The organism is Flavobacterium azizsancarii, from assembly GCF_027980145.1.
GTDB lineage: Bacteria > Bacteroidota > Bacteroidia > Flavobacteriales > Flavobacteriaceae > Flavobacterium > Flavobacterium azizsancarii.
On record NZ_JAMZNK010000012.1, the window covers coordinates 119622 to 136543 of the forward strand.

Here is a 16922-nt window from a genome sequence, read left to right on the forward strand (position 1 = left end):
AAATTTATAGGTGAAAAGTGGTAAGTTTTGATGAAATTTTTCAATATCCTGAATCCCATTACAGCATCTTACAAAATCTAAAAAGCCTTCAAAATCGTCGATACTGAAGGCTTTTTAGTCAGTGGTATAATTAATAATGTACATATAAAATTGTGTTAGTAAGAACAAAAAATAAGCAGTTTTTGTTTATGGATTACCTTCTCCGCCACTTGATCCATAAATCTGGCCTGTTGCATAACTGGCGTCATTAGCAGCAAGCTGCACATATATAGAAGCAAGTTCAGCCGGTTGTCCGGGTCTTCCCATTGGTGTTTGAGAACCAAATTCTTTTAGTTTTTCCATCGTAGCACCTCCACTTACTTGCAATGCCGTCCAGATTGGTCCCGGAGCAACACCATTTACCCTGATGCCTTTTGGAGCAAGTTGTTTCGCAAGTGATTTAATATAATTTGTTGTGGCTGCTTTTGTCTGAGCGTAGTCATATAAATCCTCAGTAGGAGCATAGGCTTGTACAGAACTTGTGCCAATAATTGATGCGCCCGGTTTGAGATGCGGAAGCGCCGCTTTGATAATCCAGAAAGGAGCATAAATATTGGTTTTCATAGTCCAGTAGAATTCCTCAGTCGAAATATCCAATATAGAAGCATGTGTTTGTTGTCGTGCAGCATTGTTGACCACAATGTCAAGACCGCCCAGCGCTTTTACAGCTTGTTCAACAAGGGATTTGCAGAATTGCTCGTTACGTAAATCTCCGGGAATTGCAACAGCTTTGCGTCCTTCGGCTTTTATTAGTTCAATTACCTCTTTGGCATCTTCTTCTTCGGTGGGGTAATAATTTATGGCAACGTCCGCGCCTTCTCTTGCATAAGCAATCGCTGCGGCGCGTCCCATTCCGGAATCACCACCAGTTATTAATGCTTTACGGCCTTTTAAGCGACCGGAACCTTTATAGCTTTTCTCGCCATGATCCGGGCGTGGATCCATTTTACTGACAAGTCCCGGCCATGGCTGGGATTGTTCTTTAAAAGGTGGTCGGGGATATTTTGTAGTAGGATCTTCAGGTATATTCATCATCGGAATTTCATTTAATGTAAATGCATTGGCCATAATCGGGTTAAATGCTGCTGTGGCAAATACTGCTCCCATACCGGTAAGTGCAGAGCGACGGGATATTTTATTTTTGGTTTCCATAATATTATATTTTCCGTTCTTTAAAAAATGTTCTCAGGATTTGTTTTCCTTATCTAAATCTGAAAAACTCTTCCTGATTCTCCCTGATCTTTTCTTTCAAACGTATTAGAAAATTCACTGTTTAGGTATTTAGGTTCTTCGCCCCAACATAAAAGCTGCTCTTTTGTCGATTGGTAAACCTGCTCAATATGATTGCGCTCAAATGTTTCCATGTACATTGGAGAATCCTCTGATAAAAATACTTGTTGTGTGTACTGTGTTGAATTAGCTGTTTTCATAGTAGTGAAATATTTAAATTTGATTTTGCAGCAACGATGATTTTATGTTTCTGCTTTTTTTAATTGTGTTTATAGGGTATATTTAATCAAAAAGAGTTCTGATTTTTTTCTTGTAATCAAACAGATTTATGAGAACTCTTATGCTTAAACTCAAAACCAAATTTAAAAAGAGACGTATTGATATATTTATATAATTTTAGATTTTAGTTATTTAATCTTCAGTAGTTTGGGTGTGGTAATCGTAAGAAATCGTGTATTATGCGGACATAAAAAAGCTAGTTCTGTAAACAAGCTTCTCTATTTTTATAATTCGAATTAATACTATTTTATAGTAAAGTCATTCTCTTTTAATGCTTCGGCAACCTTTATCACAACTTCTGATCTGTGTTTGCCATCTGTCACAGTGCGATCAGTTTTTACCCAATAGCGAATGTTGATTTGTATCGTATTTCCTGTAATGCCCGATACAACTGCAGAATTAGAATAACCTTTGTCAACTACGGCAATATCTGTTTTCATGACGTTAGCAATAATTTCAATCGCTTTTCTGTAATCTGATCCGTATTCAAGACCAATGGTAAAATCCTGCAATAAATATCCTTCGCTGTTAAAATTAACCAGAGTGTTTTTGATCAAAAGAGCATTTGGGATATAAATATTTTTACTGTCACTTTTTACCTGTATATCACGAAGGTTCAATGCTACAACTTTTCCTTTTACGCCGTTGCTTTCTATAATATCACCAACAGAAAATGGTCTTTTGAAAGCCAATAGAATTCCGGCAAGAAAGTTTTCGCCAATATCTTTAAGAGCAAATCCTATTACAAATGCTGATATTCCTGCACCGGCCAAGACACTTTGTGCTACACCGTTAAGACCAATAACGCGAAACATAAACAAGAGTCCAATGATAATAAGAACAGCCTTGATTAAATTGGCGATAAAAGTAGCCAATAACGGATCATGCATTCTTGTCTTTAATTTGCGATCGGCAAATACTTTTACACGTGCTGCAATAAACCATGAGATTAAAACAACCAGAATGGCCAATAAAATTTTTGGAGTAATATCTACCAGACCGTAATAATATCCTTCGATATGCTTGAGAATGTCATGAAAAAAATTATCCATAATAATACATAGTTTGCTTTGTACTAAAATTAAATTTTCATTTTTATAATTGACTTATATAATTCTTACTGTTTATTATAAAATTTTATCTCCTTGTTTTTAGTCTTGTTAAGTTTGACAATTGGAATTTTTGCAAACCAGCAATTATAGACAAATCAATTGATTTTTATACTCAAAAAGTTAGCCGGCAGGATAAGCGGAAATAATCAAATAGGCAATAATTATCATACTCATTACAAAAATCACTACCGTAATTACCGTTAACATCATGGTAGAATACAAGTATTTTCCCTGTTCCAGAAGTTTAGAAGATTGTCTGTATCTAAAATACGACAGCAATATGGTAATGGCTCCGGTGATTACCAAAGCAATCCCTATTAAAATAGTAGATCCGTTTTTAGGAAGGTCAGGTTCCTTAAAAAATGTAGAAGGAATCTGATTCACAAACAAAGAAAATTTTACGATAACGAATCCAAAGACCATAATACCAATTCCGGTTCTGATCCAGGACAAAAATGTTCTTTCATTTGCCATTTGGTCATTTGCCAAATTTTTATTTTCGTTGTCCATATTTTTAAAAATTATATTATAAGAACCATTTAGGGCAATTCACAAAAAATTAATTAAACACATAGTTCCCAAGACCAATGACAATAAGTAAAGAAAATAGCTATAATGCTTTTGCAGAATAAATCTCACGAAAGTCGCAAAGAATATGTATCTGAACTTGAGCGCTTTGCGACTTTGCCGATTTTTTTAGTAATAATTGTATATAAAAACTTAATTTATGACTTAGGGACAATTGTTAAAATATAATTGCACCTAAGAGGTTATAAGATTCTAATCTCAACCTGCGCCACCCTGAACCCAATGAAGTGCCTGATCGTAAAATTCTTTTTTGAACCCGCGAAAATTACCGGGCACTACATAACCAAATGCATTGGTAAAAGAAATAGCTTTTTCTGAGTTGGTGACGATGGCGGCTCTGTTCCACTTCCCGAAATTTTTAAGACCTATAAAAGCGTCTTCGAGCCACGCTGTTGCCGTAAAATTTTCGAGATCAGTATCAATTAAAAATAGAAAGTTGATTTCGTCAATTTGTTCTACCAGATTTTTTACCGCAGGTGCGATTATCGTTTTGTAATCGTTTGCCGTGACCTCGCCAAGAGCCCTGAAAGCCACTACATTTTTGGGTGCATTAAGTACTTGTATCATCCGTATATTTATTATTATTATTATAATTATTATTATTTGAGTTTTGGTAAATGAATTTTTTATTTGATATGAATCTGACTCAGATTTGTTTTTGCAGGACCGTTTGTTACCACGCCATCGCAAGAGAAACGTGAACCGTGGCAAGGGCAGTCAAAAGATTTTTCGTCGTTATTCCAATTAACAATACAGCCCAAATGCGGACAAACTGCCGAAAATGCTCTTAAGCTATTGTCATAATCGCGATACACCGCAATTTTTTTGAGTCCTGAGGATAAAATTCCCCCTTCGCCATGATTAAGATCTGCTACATTTTTTAAGTCAGATGCCGCAATCCAATCCAGATATTGTGCGGCTGTATTTCCGGCTTCTTTGGCAAAATCTACAGCAGTTTTCAAAGTAATTCTGGACGGATTGTAGAGATCTTCCCATTTGTTTTTAATTCCCAAAATACTATCACTTATAATCAAGGCGCCAATCGTAGCATGCGTCATTCCGTTGCCTGAATCTCCCGTGATGATATAAATATGATCATCACCGGGATTCTTGCCCATAAATCCTAACGAATCTACAGGTTCCATAACCTGACCGGACCATTTGTACGTGATCTCTTCAAGCGCGGGAAAATAATTTTTTGTCCATGCTTCGAGTCTTGCGTATCGTTCTGATTCTGAAATGCCTTCTTCGTCTGCCTGACCAGTTTTATGATCTTCACCGCCCGAAATCAATAAATCGTATTGATCATCAAAACTTTCTAAGCGCACATAATGATAAGGTTGAGAAACCCATTTAGAATCTGCATCGCCAGTATCCCACCAAAGCGAATAAGGTAGTTTTCCTTTTGGGATTTTCCCGGCAATAACATAAGTTCTGTAAGCAAATTGTTTGGTATGCATTGTGAGCGTATCATTGACCGGAGTATTTGTAGCCACCACAATATCCTTGGCCGAAAAAGTATAACCATTAACTATGGCACCGTTTTTAGTTATTTTATCAGCTCGTGCTTCGGTAAATATTTGTCCTCCAAGCGCAACAATTGCCTGTGCAAGTCCTTGTAAATAATGCAGAATATGAAATTGTGCCTGATTATAAAAAGCCAGACAATTTATTCCTTCACCACCTATTATAGCAGGAATATGATCTAAAATACCCGTATTTAAACCTGCATTTTGCGTAGCTTCAAATTCTTTTTGCAAATTTTTCTCTTTGTCACTTGGGTGAAGAAATAGATAGCCATTTACCCTCATAAAGTTGCAGTCAATATTGAGATCCTTTACATTTTTTTCGATTTCATCAATTGCTGCAGTATGACTTTCGGCAGCCAGTTTTGCGGCTTCTTTTCCAAAAGTATCTTCGAGAAAATAATAACGGTCGTCTAATGCAGCAGTCAAGTGAGCTGTTGTACGCCCAGTTTCGCCACTTCCTATAAAACCGTCCTCAACCAGAGTTACCTTTTTGCCCGCTTTTACTAATTTGTATGCCGTAGAAAGTCCGGCAATTCCGCCGCCAATAATTAATACCTCTGTTTCAATATCTCTATTGGGTTTATCAAAAGCAATTATCGCAGTAGAATCTATCCAAAAAGATACATTGTCTCCGGATGTTATATTGCCGGAGTCGAATTTGTCGTGTAATGGTGCCATATTGTTTGTGTTTAGTTTAACAGGCACAGAATTACTATCTAAAAGCCTGAATCTCTCAAAATTATAAAATGATGTGTGCTAGAGGTTTATAAAATATTGTAGGACTTTTATATGATTACCAGTTGTTTTATATGTAAGGATTTTTGAATAAAGTATAAGATTAAGAGGTTTAATATGAGTTACTTACAAGCCTATTAATTTTAAAAAGCTTAGTATGAAAGCAGCAGTTATACACGGACCGGGTTCCGTAAAATACGATACGGTCGATGACCCGAAATTACAGGCCAATGACGATATTATTCTTAAAGTAACTTCTACAGCAATCTGCGGATCAGATTTGCACATTTATTCAGGTGGTTTGCCACAGCCGAGGCCTATGGTTCTGGGACACGAATTTATGGGAATAGTCGAAGAAACGGGATCAGCAGTTACACATCTTAAAAGAGGCGATCGCGTTGTTGTACCATTTCCTATTGCCTGCGGAAATTGTTTTTTTTGTAACCACGATGTTCCCGGAAATTGTGAGCACAGTAATCCGGAACATTACGGACCGGAAGGAGGAATCCTGACTGAAAAAGGCGGAGCACTTTTTGGCTACACAGATCTTTACGGCGGTTATGATGGCGGACAAGCACAATATGTTCGGGTTCCTTATGCCAATTACGGACCAAGAGTTGTTCCAGACAGTCTGACAGATGAACAATTATTATTTCTAACGGATATTTTTCCAACCGGATATACAGGAGTAGATTGGGGAGAAGTAAAAGGAGGAGAAACCGTTGCCATATTTGGTTCTGGACCTGTGGGACTTATGGCTGCAAAAAGTGCCTGGCTTCGCGGAGCTGCTCAGGTCATTGTTGTCGATACACTTCAATACCGACTGGATAAGGCAAAAGCCACAACAGGATGTACTACTATTTTATGGGAAGATGGCGCCAAAGATGTTGTCGAGCAAATTCGTGCACTCACACAAGGACGTGGTGCAGATGTTTGCATTGATGCCGTAGGGTTTGAGCCGGAACGTAATCTTGGCGACAGAATCAAAGCGACGATTAATTTCGAAAAAGGATCTATTAAAGTATTAGAAGCTTGTATGAGCGCTGTAAGAAGAAGCGGTATTGTTTCGGTATTAGGCGTTTATCCTGTGAATTATGATAATTTTCCGCTTGGGCAATTTTTCGATAAAGGAATAATCCTTAAAGGCGGTCAGGCTCCGGCACACAAACATATCGACAAACTTTTAGAATATGTCGTTCAGGGAAAAGTACAACTGGATGATATTATCACACACAGACTTCCGTTGTCTGAGATTTCGCATGCTTATGATATCTTCAAAAAACGTGAAGACGGCTGTGTAAAAGTGGTACTCGATCCATGGCAATAATCACTTTATAAATTCAAACAAACAAAAGATTTTAGTATTGAATTTATAGCATCTGCATTATACTATAATCTCACAATTTATTATAAAATAAGGACAACGTATTGAAAATGCGAATCCTGTAAAAATGAAAAATAAATTTGTAAACGATAGAAAATCAGCTTCTTTAAATTTGAATTATAACTTAAAAATTTAAAATTATGAAAACTGCAACAAAAAGTACAACCAGTACAAAGAATACAACCAGTAAAAGTAAAACAGCAACTTCTGGTACAAAAGTTAAAGCGAAGTCAAGCGCTGCCGAAGGATTAAGAGAACTCTTTGTAGATTCGCTTAAAGATATCTATTGGGCAGAAAAAGCGTTAACCAAAGCGCTGCCAAAAATGGCAAAAAATGCAACTTCAGAAAATCTAATTACTACCATCAACGATCATTTGGCCGTGACTCAGGAACAAATAACAAGACTGGAACAAGTTTTTGAAATTATAGGAGAAAAAGCAGCAGCAAAAAAATGCGATGCGATGGAAGGACTTATCAAAGAAGGCGAAAGCATTATGGAAGAAACACAACCTGGTCCTGTTCGTGATGCTGGAATTATCGCCGCTTCTCAAAAAATCGAACATTATGAAATCGCTACTTACGGAACTTTAGCCGCATTTGCGGAAACATTAGGAGAGCAGGAAGCTGTAGAATTATTGAAAGCAACACTCGAAGAAGAAAAAGAAGCAGACACTTTACTAACAGATGCCGCGTACAATACCATAAATTTTGATGCCGCTGATGATGAAGTTGAAGAAAAATAATTTCTGATAACCTGTGTCAAATAATTGATACAGGTTTTTTTATTTAATTGTTTTTATATCAATTTCAAAAAATAAAAAAGACCGTTAGTTTTAACGGTCTTTCTTGTTTTTATTACTTTTAGGATCTTCTTCTTCGATATCGAGATCACTATCGAATTCATTTTTTCTAAATTTGTCATGATTAGTCTCATCCCGGATAAATTCGTCATTTTGAATTTGTTCGTTACTCAATTCTCCAATTTCGAATTCTTTGCGATGCAATTCACTATCATCTAATTCGTTACTTCCTAATTTTCTGTCTTGATTATCAATTTCTAAATTAATATCAGATTCAAACAGGTCGTTATTTTTCAAATCATTTTCAATGTCTTGTTCAGTGATGTCTTTTAATTCACTGTCTGATTCATTATCCAGATTTTCAGAATCATAAGGATTGTTATTCAAATTTTCAGTTGCCTCGTCAGTAATTTGAGAATCCGAATTTTTAAAATTACGATCTTCCGTACTATTAAATTTGTTATTTTCTGTTTTCATAATAAAGGTATTTGTATTACTATTTTTTGATTTGTGCTACTTTCTTAGTTTCGATATTTGACTTTTCATTGCTTCTCGATGAGGTAGTCTTAGAAGCAACTTTTTTATTTGATGCTCTTGCACTTGTAGCAGTACTATTTTTATGATATGAAGTATCCATGATTTTACATTTAATTAATATTTACAAATCTAATAGAGTAACAAAGGGTTTACTTATAAGATTTTAAGGAATAATTGTATAATTGTCAGCTTGTTATGTTATTGGTAAACACAATGTTGCTATGTGTTTTTTATGTAATAGAACGATAGAAAATGTCTTAATTAAAAAAAAAGACTCTGACATTGATAAACTCCTTAAAAAAGAAAAAAAATACAAATGGAAATAATATAAGTATCATGAATTAAAATGTAAGATTTTTTTATTTTTAAATACAAAATTTGCTTTTAATGAATTAAAAAGTATTTATTAATTATTTGAAAATCAATATTATGAAAAAGTTATTATTAACATTCGCAATGATTATGATTGTAGGATATGCTTCTGCACAAGAAACTCCTAAATCAAAATCGAAAACTACAACGGACACAATCCATCAGGGAAAAACGCACAAAAGCACCCAGAAAAATTCGACAACTACCAATAAGACTGAGACAACAAAATCTAAGTCTACAAAAGGTAAAAACAAGTCGACAAATTCTACTTCTAGAGATAGTATAAATCGTCCAACAGGTCAGGGAACTCCTAAATAATCGGAGGAACTCGGTGTTAGTTTTTAGTCTAAGTATTCAGTCTCAGTCACAGTTTTGAGCTTTCAGTAAATATTCGCTGTATTATTTAAATTATAAATAAATACTATCACTGAAAAAACTGCGACTGAGACTACGACTGAAAAACTGCGATTGAAAAACTGCGACTGAAAACTAATACTTACCATATTATAAATTATTAAAATTAAAATTATGAAAACAGCATCCAAAATCAAAACGGGACTTTTAGTTGTTGTTGCCGGACTTGCATTTTCATGTTAAAAAAATGACGCTGCTACAACAAATAATCAGTACACAGATTCAACAGCCACTGAAACAACTGTTGATACTACCGAAATGGGAACAGATACAGTTGCAACAGGAACATCAGGCACGACCGGAACCGGAACTGTTACAGATTCAACAACTGCAAAAGGTAAATAACTTAAGCATCTTACTTATGCTTTTATTAATTCTTGATTGTAAATAACCTGTAGTATATGCTACGGGTTATTTTTTTTCAAGTAATAATTGAAAAGAATATGTTTTTTAGGGAATAAAATTCTATAAAATCTATTTGTTATAATGTAAGCAAAAGACGTTTTAAGATTTGAAATTTGTATAGCTAAATAATTATGGCAGAACGTTCTAAATTTTAAAATATTTGATTAATAGCATTGAGATTTTGAGTTTTAATGTTTTCACAACAATCAGTGACTCAATTCTTTTTTGCGTGTAATAAAAATTAATTTATCGAAAAACTACACCCGTTAATTCTTTAATACGGAAACTGAAAAATAATTATTGATAAAAAAAGCGAAATTATGCCATCAGAAATTATTACGGAATGCAGTAAAATTATTGCAGAAAAAGGTTTAAATATTGCTTTTGCTGAAAGTGCATCGCCGGGAAGACTTAGCGCAGAATTTTCTCTTACGCCAGATTCAGGAAAAATCTTAAGAGGAGGAATTGTATGTTACGAAGTTTTTGTAAAAGAACAAATTCTGAACGTCCCTCATTATCTTATTAAGGAATTTACGCCGGAATCTATAGAGGTGACAAAGTATTTGGCGCAACAAACCGCTCAGTTTTTTAATTCGAAAATAACAGTAGCAATAACAGGTCTTACAACTCCTGGAGGCAGTGAAACCAAGGAAAAACCTGTTGGCACTATTTTTCTTTATATAATAACACCAGCAGGAACATAAGCCACAAGGAAGTGTTTTCTGGCAATGCCGAAGAAATTGTACTCAAAGCTGCCGATCGTGCAGCATCATTAATCCAAAAGAAAATAAGTTAAACTAACCCATTAAATTATTACTACATGCAATCAATTTCACCATGGGCTGCGACAGTGCAGTCAGATCTGGAAAATAGCACGGTTTTGTGGGAAAAGAAATTCCGTGAGTATACCTTTCAATTATACAACACTGGCGATTCGTTATGGATCGTTGCATTATGGCCCAAACAAGGAAGAATGGCTTTTAGGGCAGCTTTTGGTTTAAACAGCTGTTTTGAAATAACCAATTTATTCGACGATGGTCAAACGACGGTAATTAATTTGACAACGAGAATTGGAAAATACGAAGTCACGATCGATTTCCCGAATGATTTCTCGCCATTAGTGCATTATAAAACATCTTTTAAATCAGATTTTCCGATCATGATTCCGTTTTGGCCACGTGATATTTTGCCTTTAACAGAAAAAGGAAATGTCGAAAATACCTTTGGAAACATCCATACACATCAGGTAGGAGCACGTTCAGGACTTATTTTTCTGAGTATGACAAAGCCAAAAACCGGATCGGTATTTTACTTTCAGGATTTAGGTTCTATGAGTGCATATTGTGAAGCAACTGAAACGTCGGTGGCTGAAACAGTAGGAGGAGACTGGCCGGAAATAGGTTTTCAATTACCGTTGACAGAAGATAAACCTCTGCCGGCAGATAAAGATTTTGTTTTATCAGATGCTTATGTATTATTTTCAGACCAAGTTGCCGAAGATGATATTCAGGTTACACATCAATTCTTAAATAATTTGGGTGAAGTGTATAAATCGCTTCCACACCCGAAAACCGAATATCACAAATGGCCCAAAATTGCGCAGAAATGTCAGGAAGATTTATACAATAACAAAGGCTGTTGGACACAAACAAACGGTGTTCCGTATTTGAATGCCTATTTGTGCGATTACAAAACGCCATCGGAAATTATGGTGCAGCTTGCTGTATTATTGCCTTTAAAGGAATATATGGAATGGACCGGAGAAAAACATCAGCTTTTTGATGATTTGCAAAGAGGAATTCAGGCATTTTACGATCCTAATATAAAAACTATAAATCGCTGGCTTCCTGCTTTATATGATAAACTGGACGGATCAGAGGAACAAAAAGAGAAAATGGTAATGGATTCCTGGTATCTGCACCATCCGTTAATGAATCTTACCAGACTTGCCTTAAAAGGAGAAAAACTTGCCGAGAAAATACTATTAGATTCTATCCAGTACGCTATAAAGGTGGCGCGCCATTTTGACTACGAATGGCCCGTTTTTTATAGAATGGACACATTACAGGTTATTAAACAGGAAACCGTACCCGGGCAAGGCGGTGAGCATGATGTACCGGGCTCATATGCCCATTTAATGCTTTTGGTTTATGAATTAACAAAAGATGAACTTTATTTGCGTGAAGCAAAAAAAGCAGTCAAAAAATTGATGGGTCATGGCTTTCAAATTTTTTATCAGGCGAACAATACCGCTTTTTCTGCCGGCGTACTTTTAGAACTTTATAAAATAACCGAAGAAAAAATGTATCTCGATTTGAGTTATGCCTGTCTCGCAGGATTATTTAAAAACATGCAAATTTGGGATTGCCAATATGGTTTTGGAAAAAATTATCCCAATTACTTTTCTGTTTTTCCGCTTAACGATGCGCCATATAGTGCCGTATACGAGGAACATGAAGTTTATGCCAAATTTTGCGAATACATGATAAAAGCAGAAGGTGTTGAAATCCTGCCGGCCTTAAGAATTTTAATTCCAGAATTTATAAAATATTCCGTTACAAGAATGCCGTATTATTATCCGTTAAAATTGCCAGAAAATATGCTTTCTGATGAAGTGAAAACGGGAGAAATTCAACCAAAATTATGGATTCCGTTGGAGGATCTTTATACCGGTTGGGAAAAAAGCGGTCAGGTTGGTCAGGAAGTTTATGGTGGAGGTGTGGCTTTTGGTGTCGTGCCAAGACAATATTGGAAGGTTAAAGATGAAGACTTTTTGATATTTTTTGATTATCCGATAAAAGGCTTTAGAAAAGTTAAAAATACAATAACTTTTAAAACCTTAGGAAGTGAAGAATTCTACTGTAATGTCAAGATTATTTTTCCAAAGAAAATTTCGAAAAATCTAAAAGTTACCCAAAATAAAAAAGCAATAGAAAAAGAATTTTCGGGAGCAACAGTGCTCCATTATACGATACAAGGAAACAGTCAGGTAAAAATAGTGTGGTAAATCACTTTTGTTATTCAAAGTAATGTAATTAATTGTAAATGAAAATAATATAAAAGTTATTTGGGAAAATTATAAACTTTCTGCCAGAGGAATGTTTAGTTTTAAATAACGGAATATTAAGCGCTGTTGTTGACTGATTGATGTTTAGATAAAATGCTTAAAATGCCTTTAGAAAAGTGATACATTTTTAAATAAAAAAATATGAAAGCGATTATACTTTTAGCTACACTTAAACAAAACGGAAGATCAAATACCCAAACTCTGGTCGAATTTTTAGAGCCATATCTTGAAAAACAAAATATAGAATACGAAGTCATCAAACTTGCAAAACATAACATTCTGCCGGGCACTTATACGCACATGGAAACAAAAGATGACTGGCCGGAAATCTATGAGAAGATCACAAACGCCAAAATTTTGTTATTTGCCACGCCCATTTGGTGGAACAATCATTCATCTGAACTTCAAAGATGTATAGAACGACTTGATGAAGTTTATGATAAAATTCTGGCGGGAGAAAAATCTCCGCTTGAAGGGAAAATAGGAGGCGTGATCGTCACAGGAGATTCTGATGGAGTCGAACATATTACAGGAAATATTGCTAATTTTTTCTGTAGTATCGGAGTAACAGTTCCTCCGTATACTTCTTTGGGAGTTATATGGGAAGGACATTCTAAAGATTCTAAAAAGACAAAAAAACAGCTTTTGGATTATTATAAAAGAACATACGCCAAAGATGCCCAGGCAATGGCCGAATCATTAGCGAAAGCGGCAAAATAATAATTATTTGTATTGAAAATGAATTTGCAGATAAAGCATATCACTCACTAAAAGTATGTTATTACACGACTTAAAAAATTATTATTATGAAAAATTTAAATGAATATTTTGGATCAAACATACAACAAAAAAATATCGTGATTACAGGCGGTACAACAGGAATAGGAAAAGCCACGGCTGAATTGCTGCTTTCTCTTGGAGCAAGAGTGCTGATTTTCGGCAGGGATCATGAAGATTTCCATAATACTTATGAAGAACTTACCTCAAAATATCCTGAAGCCGAATTGTTTGGAACATCAGCAGATGTTACGAATGAGAACGACATTAAAAGGATTTTTGATATTGTAGATCTCAGCATGGGAGATATCGATATATTAATTAATAATGCGGCGCTATCTGCTGGAGGAATTACCAATAACGATGATTGGAAATACGTAGTGGATACAAATATCAAGGGATACATTGATTTTGCACAACAAGCTGTTGAAAGAATGAAAATACAAAAATCAGGACATATTGTTAATGTAGGATCGATGAGTGCCGAGAGAAAAAATCCGGAAAGCACAATTTATGTAACCACAAAATCAGCGATTCGTGGATTTACGGCATCACTTCGTAAAGAAATAAATCCCCTTGGAATAAAAGTAAACTTAATCGAACCCGGAGCCGTAATGTCTGATATGCAGCCCGGAACCAAAAAAGAACAACGCGAAAAAATAGAAAAATTAGAAATGCTAGACGCAGATGATATTGCAATGAGTATCTTATTTATTTTATCGCAACCCAAAAGATGTGATATTGTCAGCATGCAGATAAGACCGCATTTACAGCTTATTTAAAAACCAAATTTCAATCGTCGATCTCTGTTATGTCGGCAACAAGCCTAAATAATTTATTGCATGAAGCTCCAATTACGAGTTTTATTCTTTAATATTTAAACGGTTGCATAACTCTTATGTATTACCGTTAGTTTAATTCGATTGTCTTAATGGTAATTCATGACTCGTCTTCGACGGCAGCTATTGGTGCCAGTTTCTGCACTCTTTTTATCGCCTGCTCGCGGGAGAGCGTACTTGGAAAAAGGACACTTGTAGCAATCGTCTTTCCATTATTGGATTTGAGATAGAAATAAAGTTCCCATTCAGTACTGGTCTTTTTCTGAAATTTATTTGCCTGACCAGCATAGGACCGCAAACATTCAATGGTTTTTTTACAGCTTATTTTAGTTGTATATTCCCGGGAGTTCAGCAAGAGAGTTCCAGCCCTAGATTTGAGCTGTACCTGATACTTGCCTGCTGTTTTTCTTATAATTACAAATTTCCCCATTTCTTTAAGATTTATGGTTAATTTTTTTTATCACTCGAGCAAGCTACTAATTTACATATTCAAATTGAAAAAATCAAGCAAGAATAAAAAAATAACGGTTTTATAACAGTTTTTTTAACATCGTACCTCTTGCGCCATCATTTTTGATTCATAGAAAGATACATTGCTGATAATCAGAGGTGCAGTCTCTGATTATCAGGCAAAAAATCTACTTGAAAATGTTTAACAACAGCTAGCTTTAAAATTTTAAAGCAATTATAAGTTTAAAGCAGAATTATTATTAGTCTCTGATAAAAAAAGCATACTTTGGTATAATGAATTGATTTTTAATGGTATATAATAAATAAAGCTATAATGATAAGATATACAACTCTGATTTTTTTTATATTTCTTGTGACTGGTAATATTAAACATCCCACGCAAATTGTATCGTCAACCCACAGTACATCCAACAAGTCGGGAATTATCACAGGTGCCGATCAGACTGAAAAATATTTGCCGTATCTAAAAGGAAAGCGAATTGGAATAGTTGCAAATCAAAGTTCGATAATTGGCAAGAAAAGTAGTGTCGATAGTTTAGTAAGTCTTGGAATTAAAATTGTAAAAGTGTTTGGGCCTGAGCATGGTTTTAGAGGGAATGCCAGTAATGGAGCCGTAGTGGGTGATGAGAAAGATGATAAAACCGGTATTCCGATTATTTCTTTATATGGTAAAAATGAGAAACCAACAAAAGAACAGCTGGCAGATATTGATCTTTTGGTTTTTGATATTCAGGATGTAGGCTGCCGTTATTATACTAATATCAATACTCTTGAATATGTTATGGAAGCCTGTGCAGAAAACAACAAGGAGCTGCTAATTCTTGATAGGCCAAATCCTAATGCATATGTAGTAGACGGACCGGTAATGACTGATGATAAATTCAGATCAGCTATTGGCATACATCATACACCAATGACTCATGGTATGACAATAGGAGAATTTGCACAATACCTTAATGGCGAAGGATATCTTAAGAAGCAATGCAAAATAAAGATTATAAAAGTTGCCAATTACAGTCATGATATACCTTATGTATTACCTATATCTCCGTCACCAAATTTAAATACACAACAAGCTGTAATGCTTTTTCCTAGCTTATGTATGTTTGAAGGAACAGCAATCAACGAAGGTAGAGGAACGTATATGCCGTTTACTATTTTGGGAGCGCCCGAATTAAAGGGCAAATATTCTTTTTCATACAAACCTGTAAGTATTCCCGGAATGAGTGAGGCACCAAATCACAAAGATGCCGTTTGTTATGGTTTAGATCTTCATAACTATAATATAGACAAATTGCGAAATAGACGTCAGATTAATTTATCATGGCTAATTGAATTATACAATGCTTATCCTGACAAGGCTAGTTTCTTTAATCAGGAAAGAGCCAATACAGGTGTATCACCTTTTGATCTGCGTATAGGTACAGATCAACTTAGAAAACAGATCATCGCAGGAGTGCCTGAAGCTGAAATCAGGAAAAGTTGGGAACCAGGATTGCAGAAGTTTAAGGCTGTACGGGCAAAATACCTTTTGTATACAGATTAATTTGTGATTTTGTACAGAATAACAAATCTCGCACCTATTAACTCTTGGTAAATTCAAACTTAGACTAGTTTGGTTTAATTATGAAGAAGAAGATTTTTTCTTTACCCAAAATTAAAATGAAAAGCTATTTGAATAAGGCCTGTGCACAATGTTAATGATGTTTTCTTAATAAAACATTTGACTTTTAGGTGTTTATGTCTTCTAATAGAGTATTCACAACTCAATTATACTATCTCTGTTCGTTTGTTTTTTAGTATCAATTGTGCAAAATATACCAACCGAGAAAAATCCTTAAAAAATGAAAAATAAGTAATGTTTAAATTGTATGTTGTCAGTGTGTTATGAAAAAGTTTTAAAATAACTTTAAAATAATGCATAAAAAAGATTGGAAATGCGGAAACATTATGTACTTTTGCACCCGCTTTGAAACACAAGCGAAACAAAATAAGAAGACACGTTCGTAGACATATTGAATTGACAGCCGTTTTAACAGAGATGTTAAAACAAAAGAATAAAGAGTAAGATAATCGAGAGATTAAAAAAGAACCGATAGAGACTGATTCGAATAACAATACGATCTAAGTGATTAGGTCAACAATATACGATGAAGAGTTTGATCCTGGCTCAGGATGAACGCTAGCGGCAGGCTTAACACATGCAAGTCGAGGGGTATGCTTCTTCGGAAGCAGAGACCGGCGCACGGGTGCGTAACGCGTATGCAATCTACCTTTTACAGAGGGATAGCCCAGAGAAATTTGGATTAATACCTCATAGTATTATGAAATGGCATCATTTTAT

General features: G+C 35.1%; 17 protein-coding genes and 1 rRNA gene. 9 read left to right on the forward strand and 9 right to left on the reverse strand.

Going from position 1 to position 16922, the window contains the following annotated elements; translation table 11 throughout:
• Positions 1–186 precede the first annotated feature (186 nt).
• The 6 genes from NJT12_RS10015 to NJT12_RS10040 all read right to left on the reverse strand — a co-directional run bounded on the left by NJT12_RS10015 (position 187) and on the right by NJT12_RS10040 (position 5455).
• Positions 187–1191 (reverse strand): SDR family oxidoreductase, encoded by a 1005-nt coding sequence (locus NJT12_RS10015; protein WP_271335759.1) that lies wholly within the window; start codon positions 1189–1191, stop codon positions 187–189.
• A gap of 53 nt (positions 1192–1244) precedes the next feature.
• Positions 1245–1469, reverse strand: coding sequence for a hypothetical protein (locus NJT12_RS10020; protein ID WP_271335760.1), 225 nt, complete (start codon positions 1467–1469; stop codon positions 1245–1247).
• A gap of 321 nt (positions 1470–1790) precedes the next feature.
• Positions 1791–2600, reverse strand: coding sequence for a mechanosensitive ion channel family protein (locus tag NJT12_RS10025; protein ID WP_271335761.1), 810 nt, complete (start codon positions 2598–2600; stop codon positions 1791–1793).
• Between the two features lie 180 nt (positions 2601–2780).
• Positions 2781–3170 carry a YidH family protein gene (locus NJT12_RS10030; protein WP_271335763.1) on the reverse strand — a complete coding sequence of 130 codons (390 nt, stop codon included), beginning with the start codon at positions 3168–3170 and terminating at the stop codon, positions 2781–2783.
• 276 nt (positions 3171–3446) lie between these two features.
• Positions 3447–3815 carry a SpoIIAA family protein gene (locus tag NJT12_RS10035; RefSeq protein ID WP_271335764.1) on the reverse strand — a complete coding sequence of 123 codons (369 nt, stop codon included), beginning with the start codon at positions 3813–3815 and terminating at the stop codon, positions 3447–3449.
• 59 nt (positions 3816–3874) lie between these two features.
• Positions 3875–5455: an FAD-dependent oxidoreductase gene (locus NJT12_RS10040; RefSeq protein ID WP_271335765.1), complete on the reverse strand. Its 1581-nt coding sequence runs from the start codon at positions 5453–5455 to the stop codon at positions 3875–3877.
• Between the two features lie 214 nt (positions 5456–5669).
• On the opposite strand from NJT12_RS10040, the gene NJT12_RS10045 reads away from it, so the two are divergent.
• Both NJT12_RS10045 and NJT12_RS10050 read left to right on the forward strand, forming a co-directional pair.
• Positions 5670–6839, forward strand: coding sequence for a zinc-dependent alcohol dehydrogenase (locus NJT12_RS10045; RefSeq protein ID WP_271335766.1), 1170 nt, complete (start codon positions 5670–5672; stop codon positions 6837–6839).
• A gap of 197 nt (positions 6840–7036) precedes the next feature.
• Positions 7037–7639 (forward strand): YciE/YciF ferroxidase family protein, encoded by a 603-nt coding sequence (locus NJT12_RS10050; protein ID WP_271335767.1) that lies wholly within the window; start codon positions 7037–7039, stop codon positions 7637–7639.
• A 90-nt stretch (positions 7640–7729) separates the two neighbouring features.
• Here the strand turns inward: NJT12_RS10050 and NJT12_RS10055 are convergent, their stop codons facing one another.
• Positions 7730–8173, reverse strand: a complete 444-nt coding sequence (locus NJT12_RS10055; RefSeq protein WP_271335768.1) for a hypothetical protein — start codon at positions 8171–8173, stop codon at positions 7730–7732.
• 19 nt (positions 8174–8192) lie between these two features.
• Complete coding sequence (locus tag NJT12_RS10060; protein WP_271335769.1) at positions 8193–8333, reverse strand: hypothetical protein; 141 nt, start codon at positions 8331–8333, stop codon at positions 8193–8195.
• A 329-nt stretch (positions 8334–8662) separates the two neighbouring features.
• Between NJT12_RS10060 and NJT12_RS10065 the strand changes: the two genes are divergently transcribed.
• The 5 genes from NJT12_RS10065 (at position 8663) to NJT12_RS10085 (ending at position 14050) form a co-directional block, all read left to right on the forward strand.
• Positions 8663–8923, forward strand: coding sequence for a hypothetical protein (locus NJT12_RS10065; protein ID WP_271335770.1), 261 nt, complete (start codon positions 8663–8665; stop codon positions 8921–8923).
• Between the two features lie 821 nt (positions 8924–9744).
• Entirely contained in the window at positions 9745–10128 is a 384-nt protein-coding gene (locus NJT12_RS10070) for a CinA family protein (protein ID WP_271335771.1), read from the forward strand.
• 116 nt (positions 10129–10244) lie between these two features.
• Entirely contained in the window at positions 10245–12431 is a 2187-nt protein-coding gene (locus NJT12_RS10075) for a glycoside hydrolase family protein (RefSeq protein WP_271335772.1), read from the forward strand.
• Between the two features lie 201 nt (positions 12432–12632).
• Positions 12633–13211 (forward strand): flavodoxin family protein, encoded by a 579-nt coding sequence (locus NJT12_RS10080; protein ID WP_271335773.1) that lies wholly within the window; start codon positions 12633–12635, stop codon positions 13209–13211.
• A gap of 86 nt (positions 13212–13297) precedes the next feature.
• A complete protein-coding gene (locus NJT12_RS10085; protein WP_271335774.1) occupies positions 13298–14050 on the forward strand; it encodes an SDR family oxidoreductase in 753 nt (250 codons plus the stop codon).
• A 157-nt stretch (positions 14051–14207) separates the two neighbouring features.
• Here NJT12_RS10085 and NJT12_RS10090 read toward each other — a convergent pair whose 3' ends face one another.
• A complete protein-coding gene (locus NJT12_RS10090) occupies positions 14208–14537 on the reverse strand; it encodes a YegP family protein (RefSeq protein WP_271335775.1) in 330 nt (109 codons plus the stop codon).
• A 354-nt stretch (positions 14538–14891) separates the two neighbouring features.
• Here NJT12_RS10090 and NJT12_RS10095 point away from each other — a divergent pair, with 354 nt between their 5' ends.
• On the forward strand, positions 14892–16124 hold the full coding sequence (locus NJT12_RS10095) for an exo-beta-N-acetylmuramidase NamZ family protein (protein WP_271335776.1): 1233 nt from the start codon (positions 14892–14894) through the stop codon (positions 16122–16124).
• Between the two features lie 601 nt (positions 16125–16725).
• Positions 16726–16922, forward strand: a 16S ribosomal RNA gene (locus NJT12_RS10100); the annotation flags it as partial.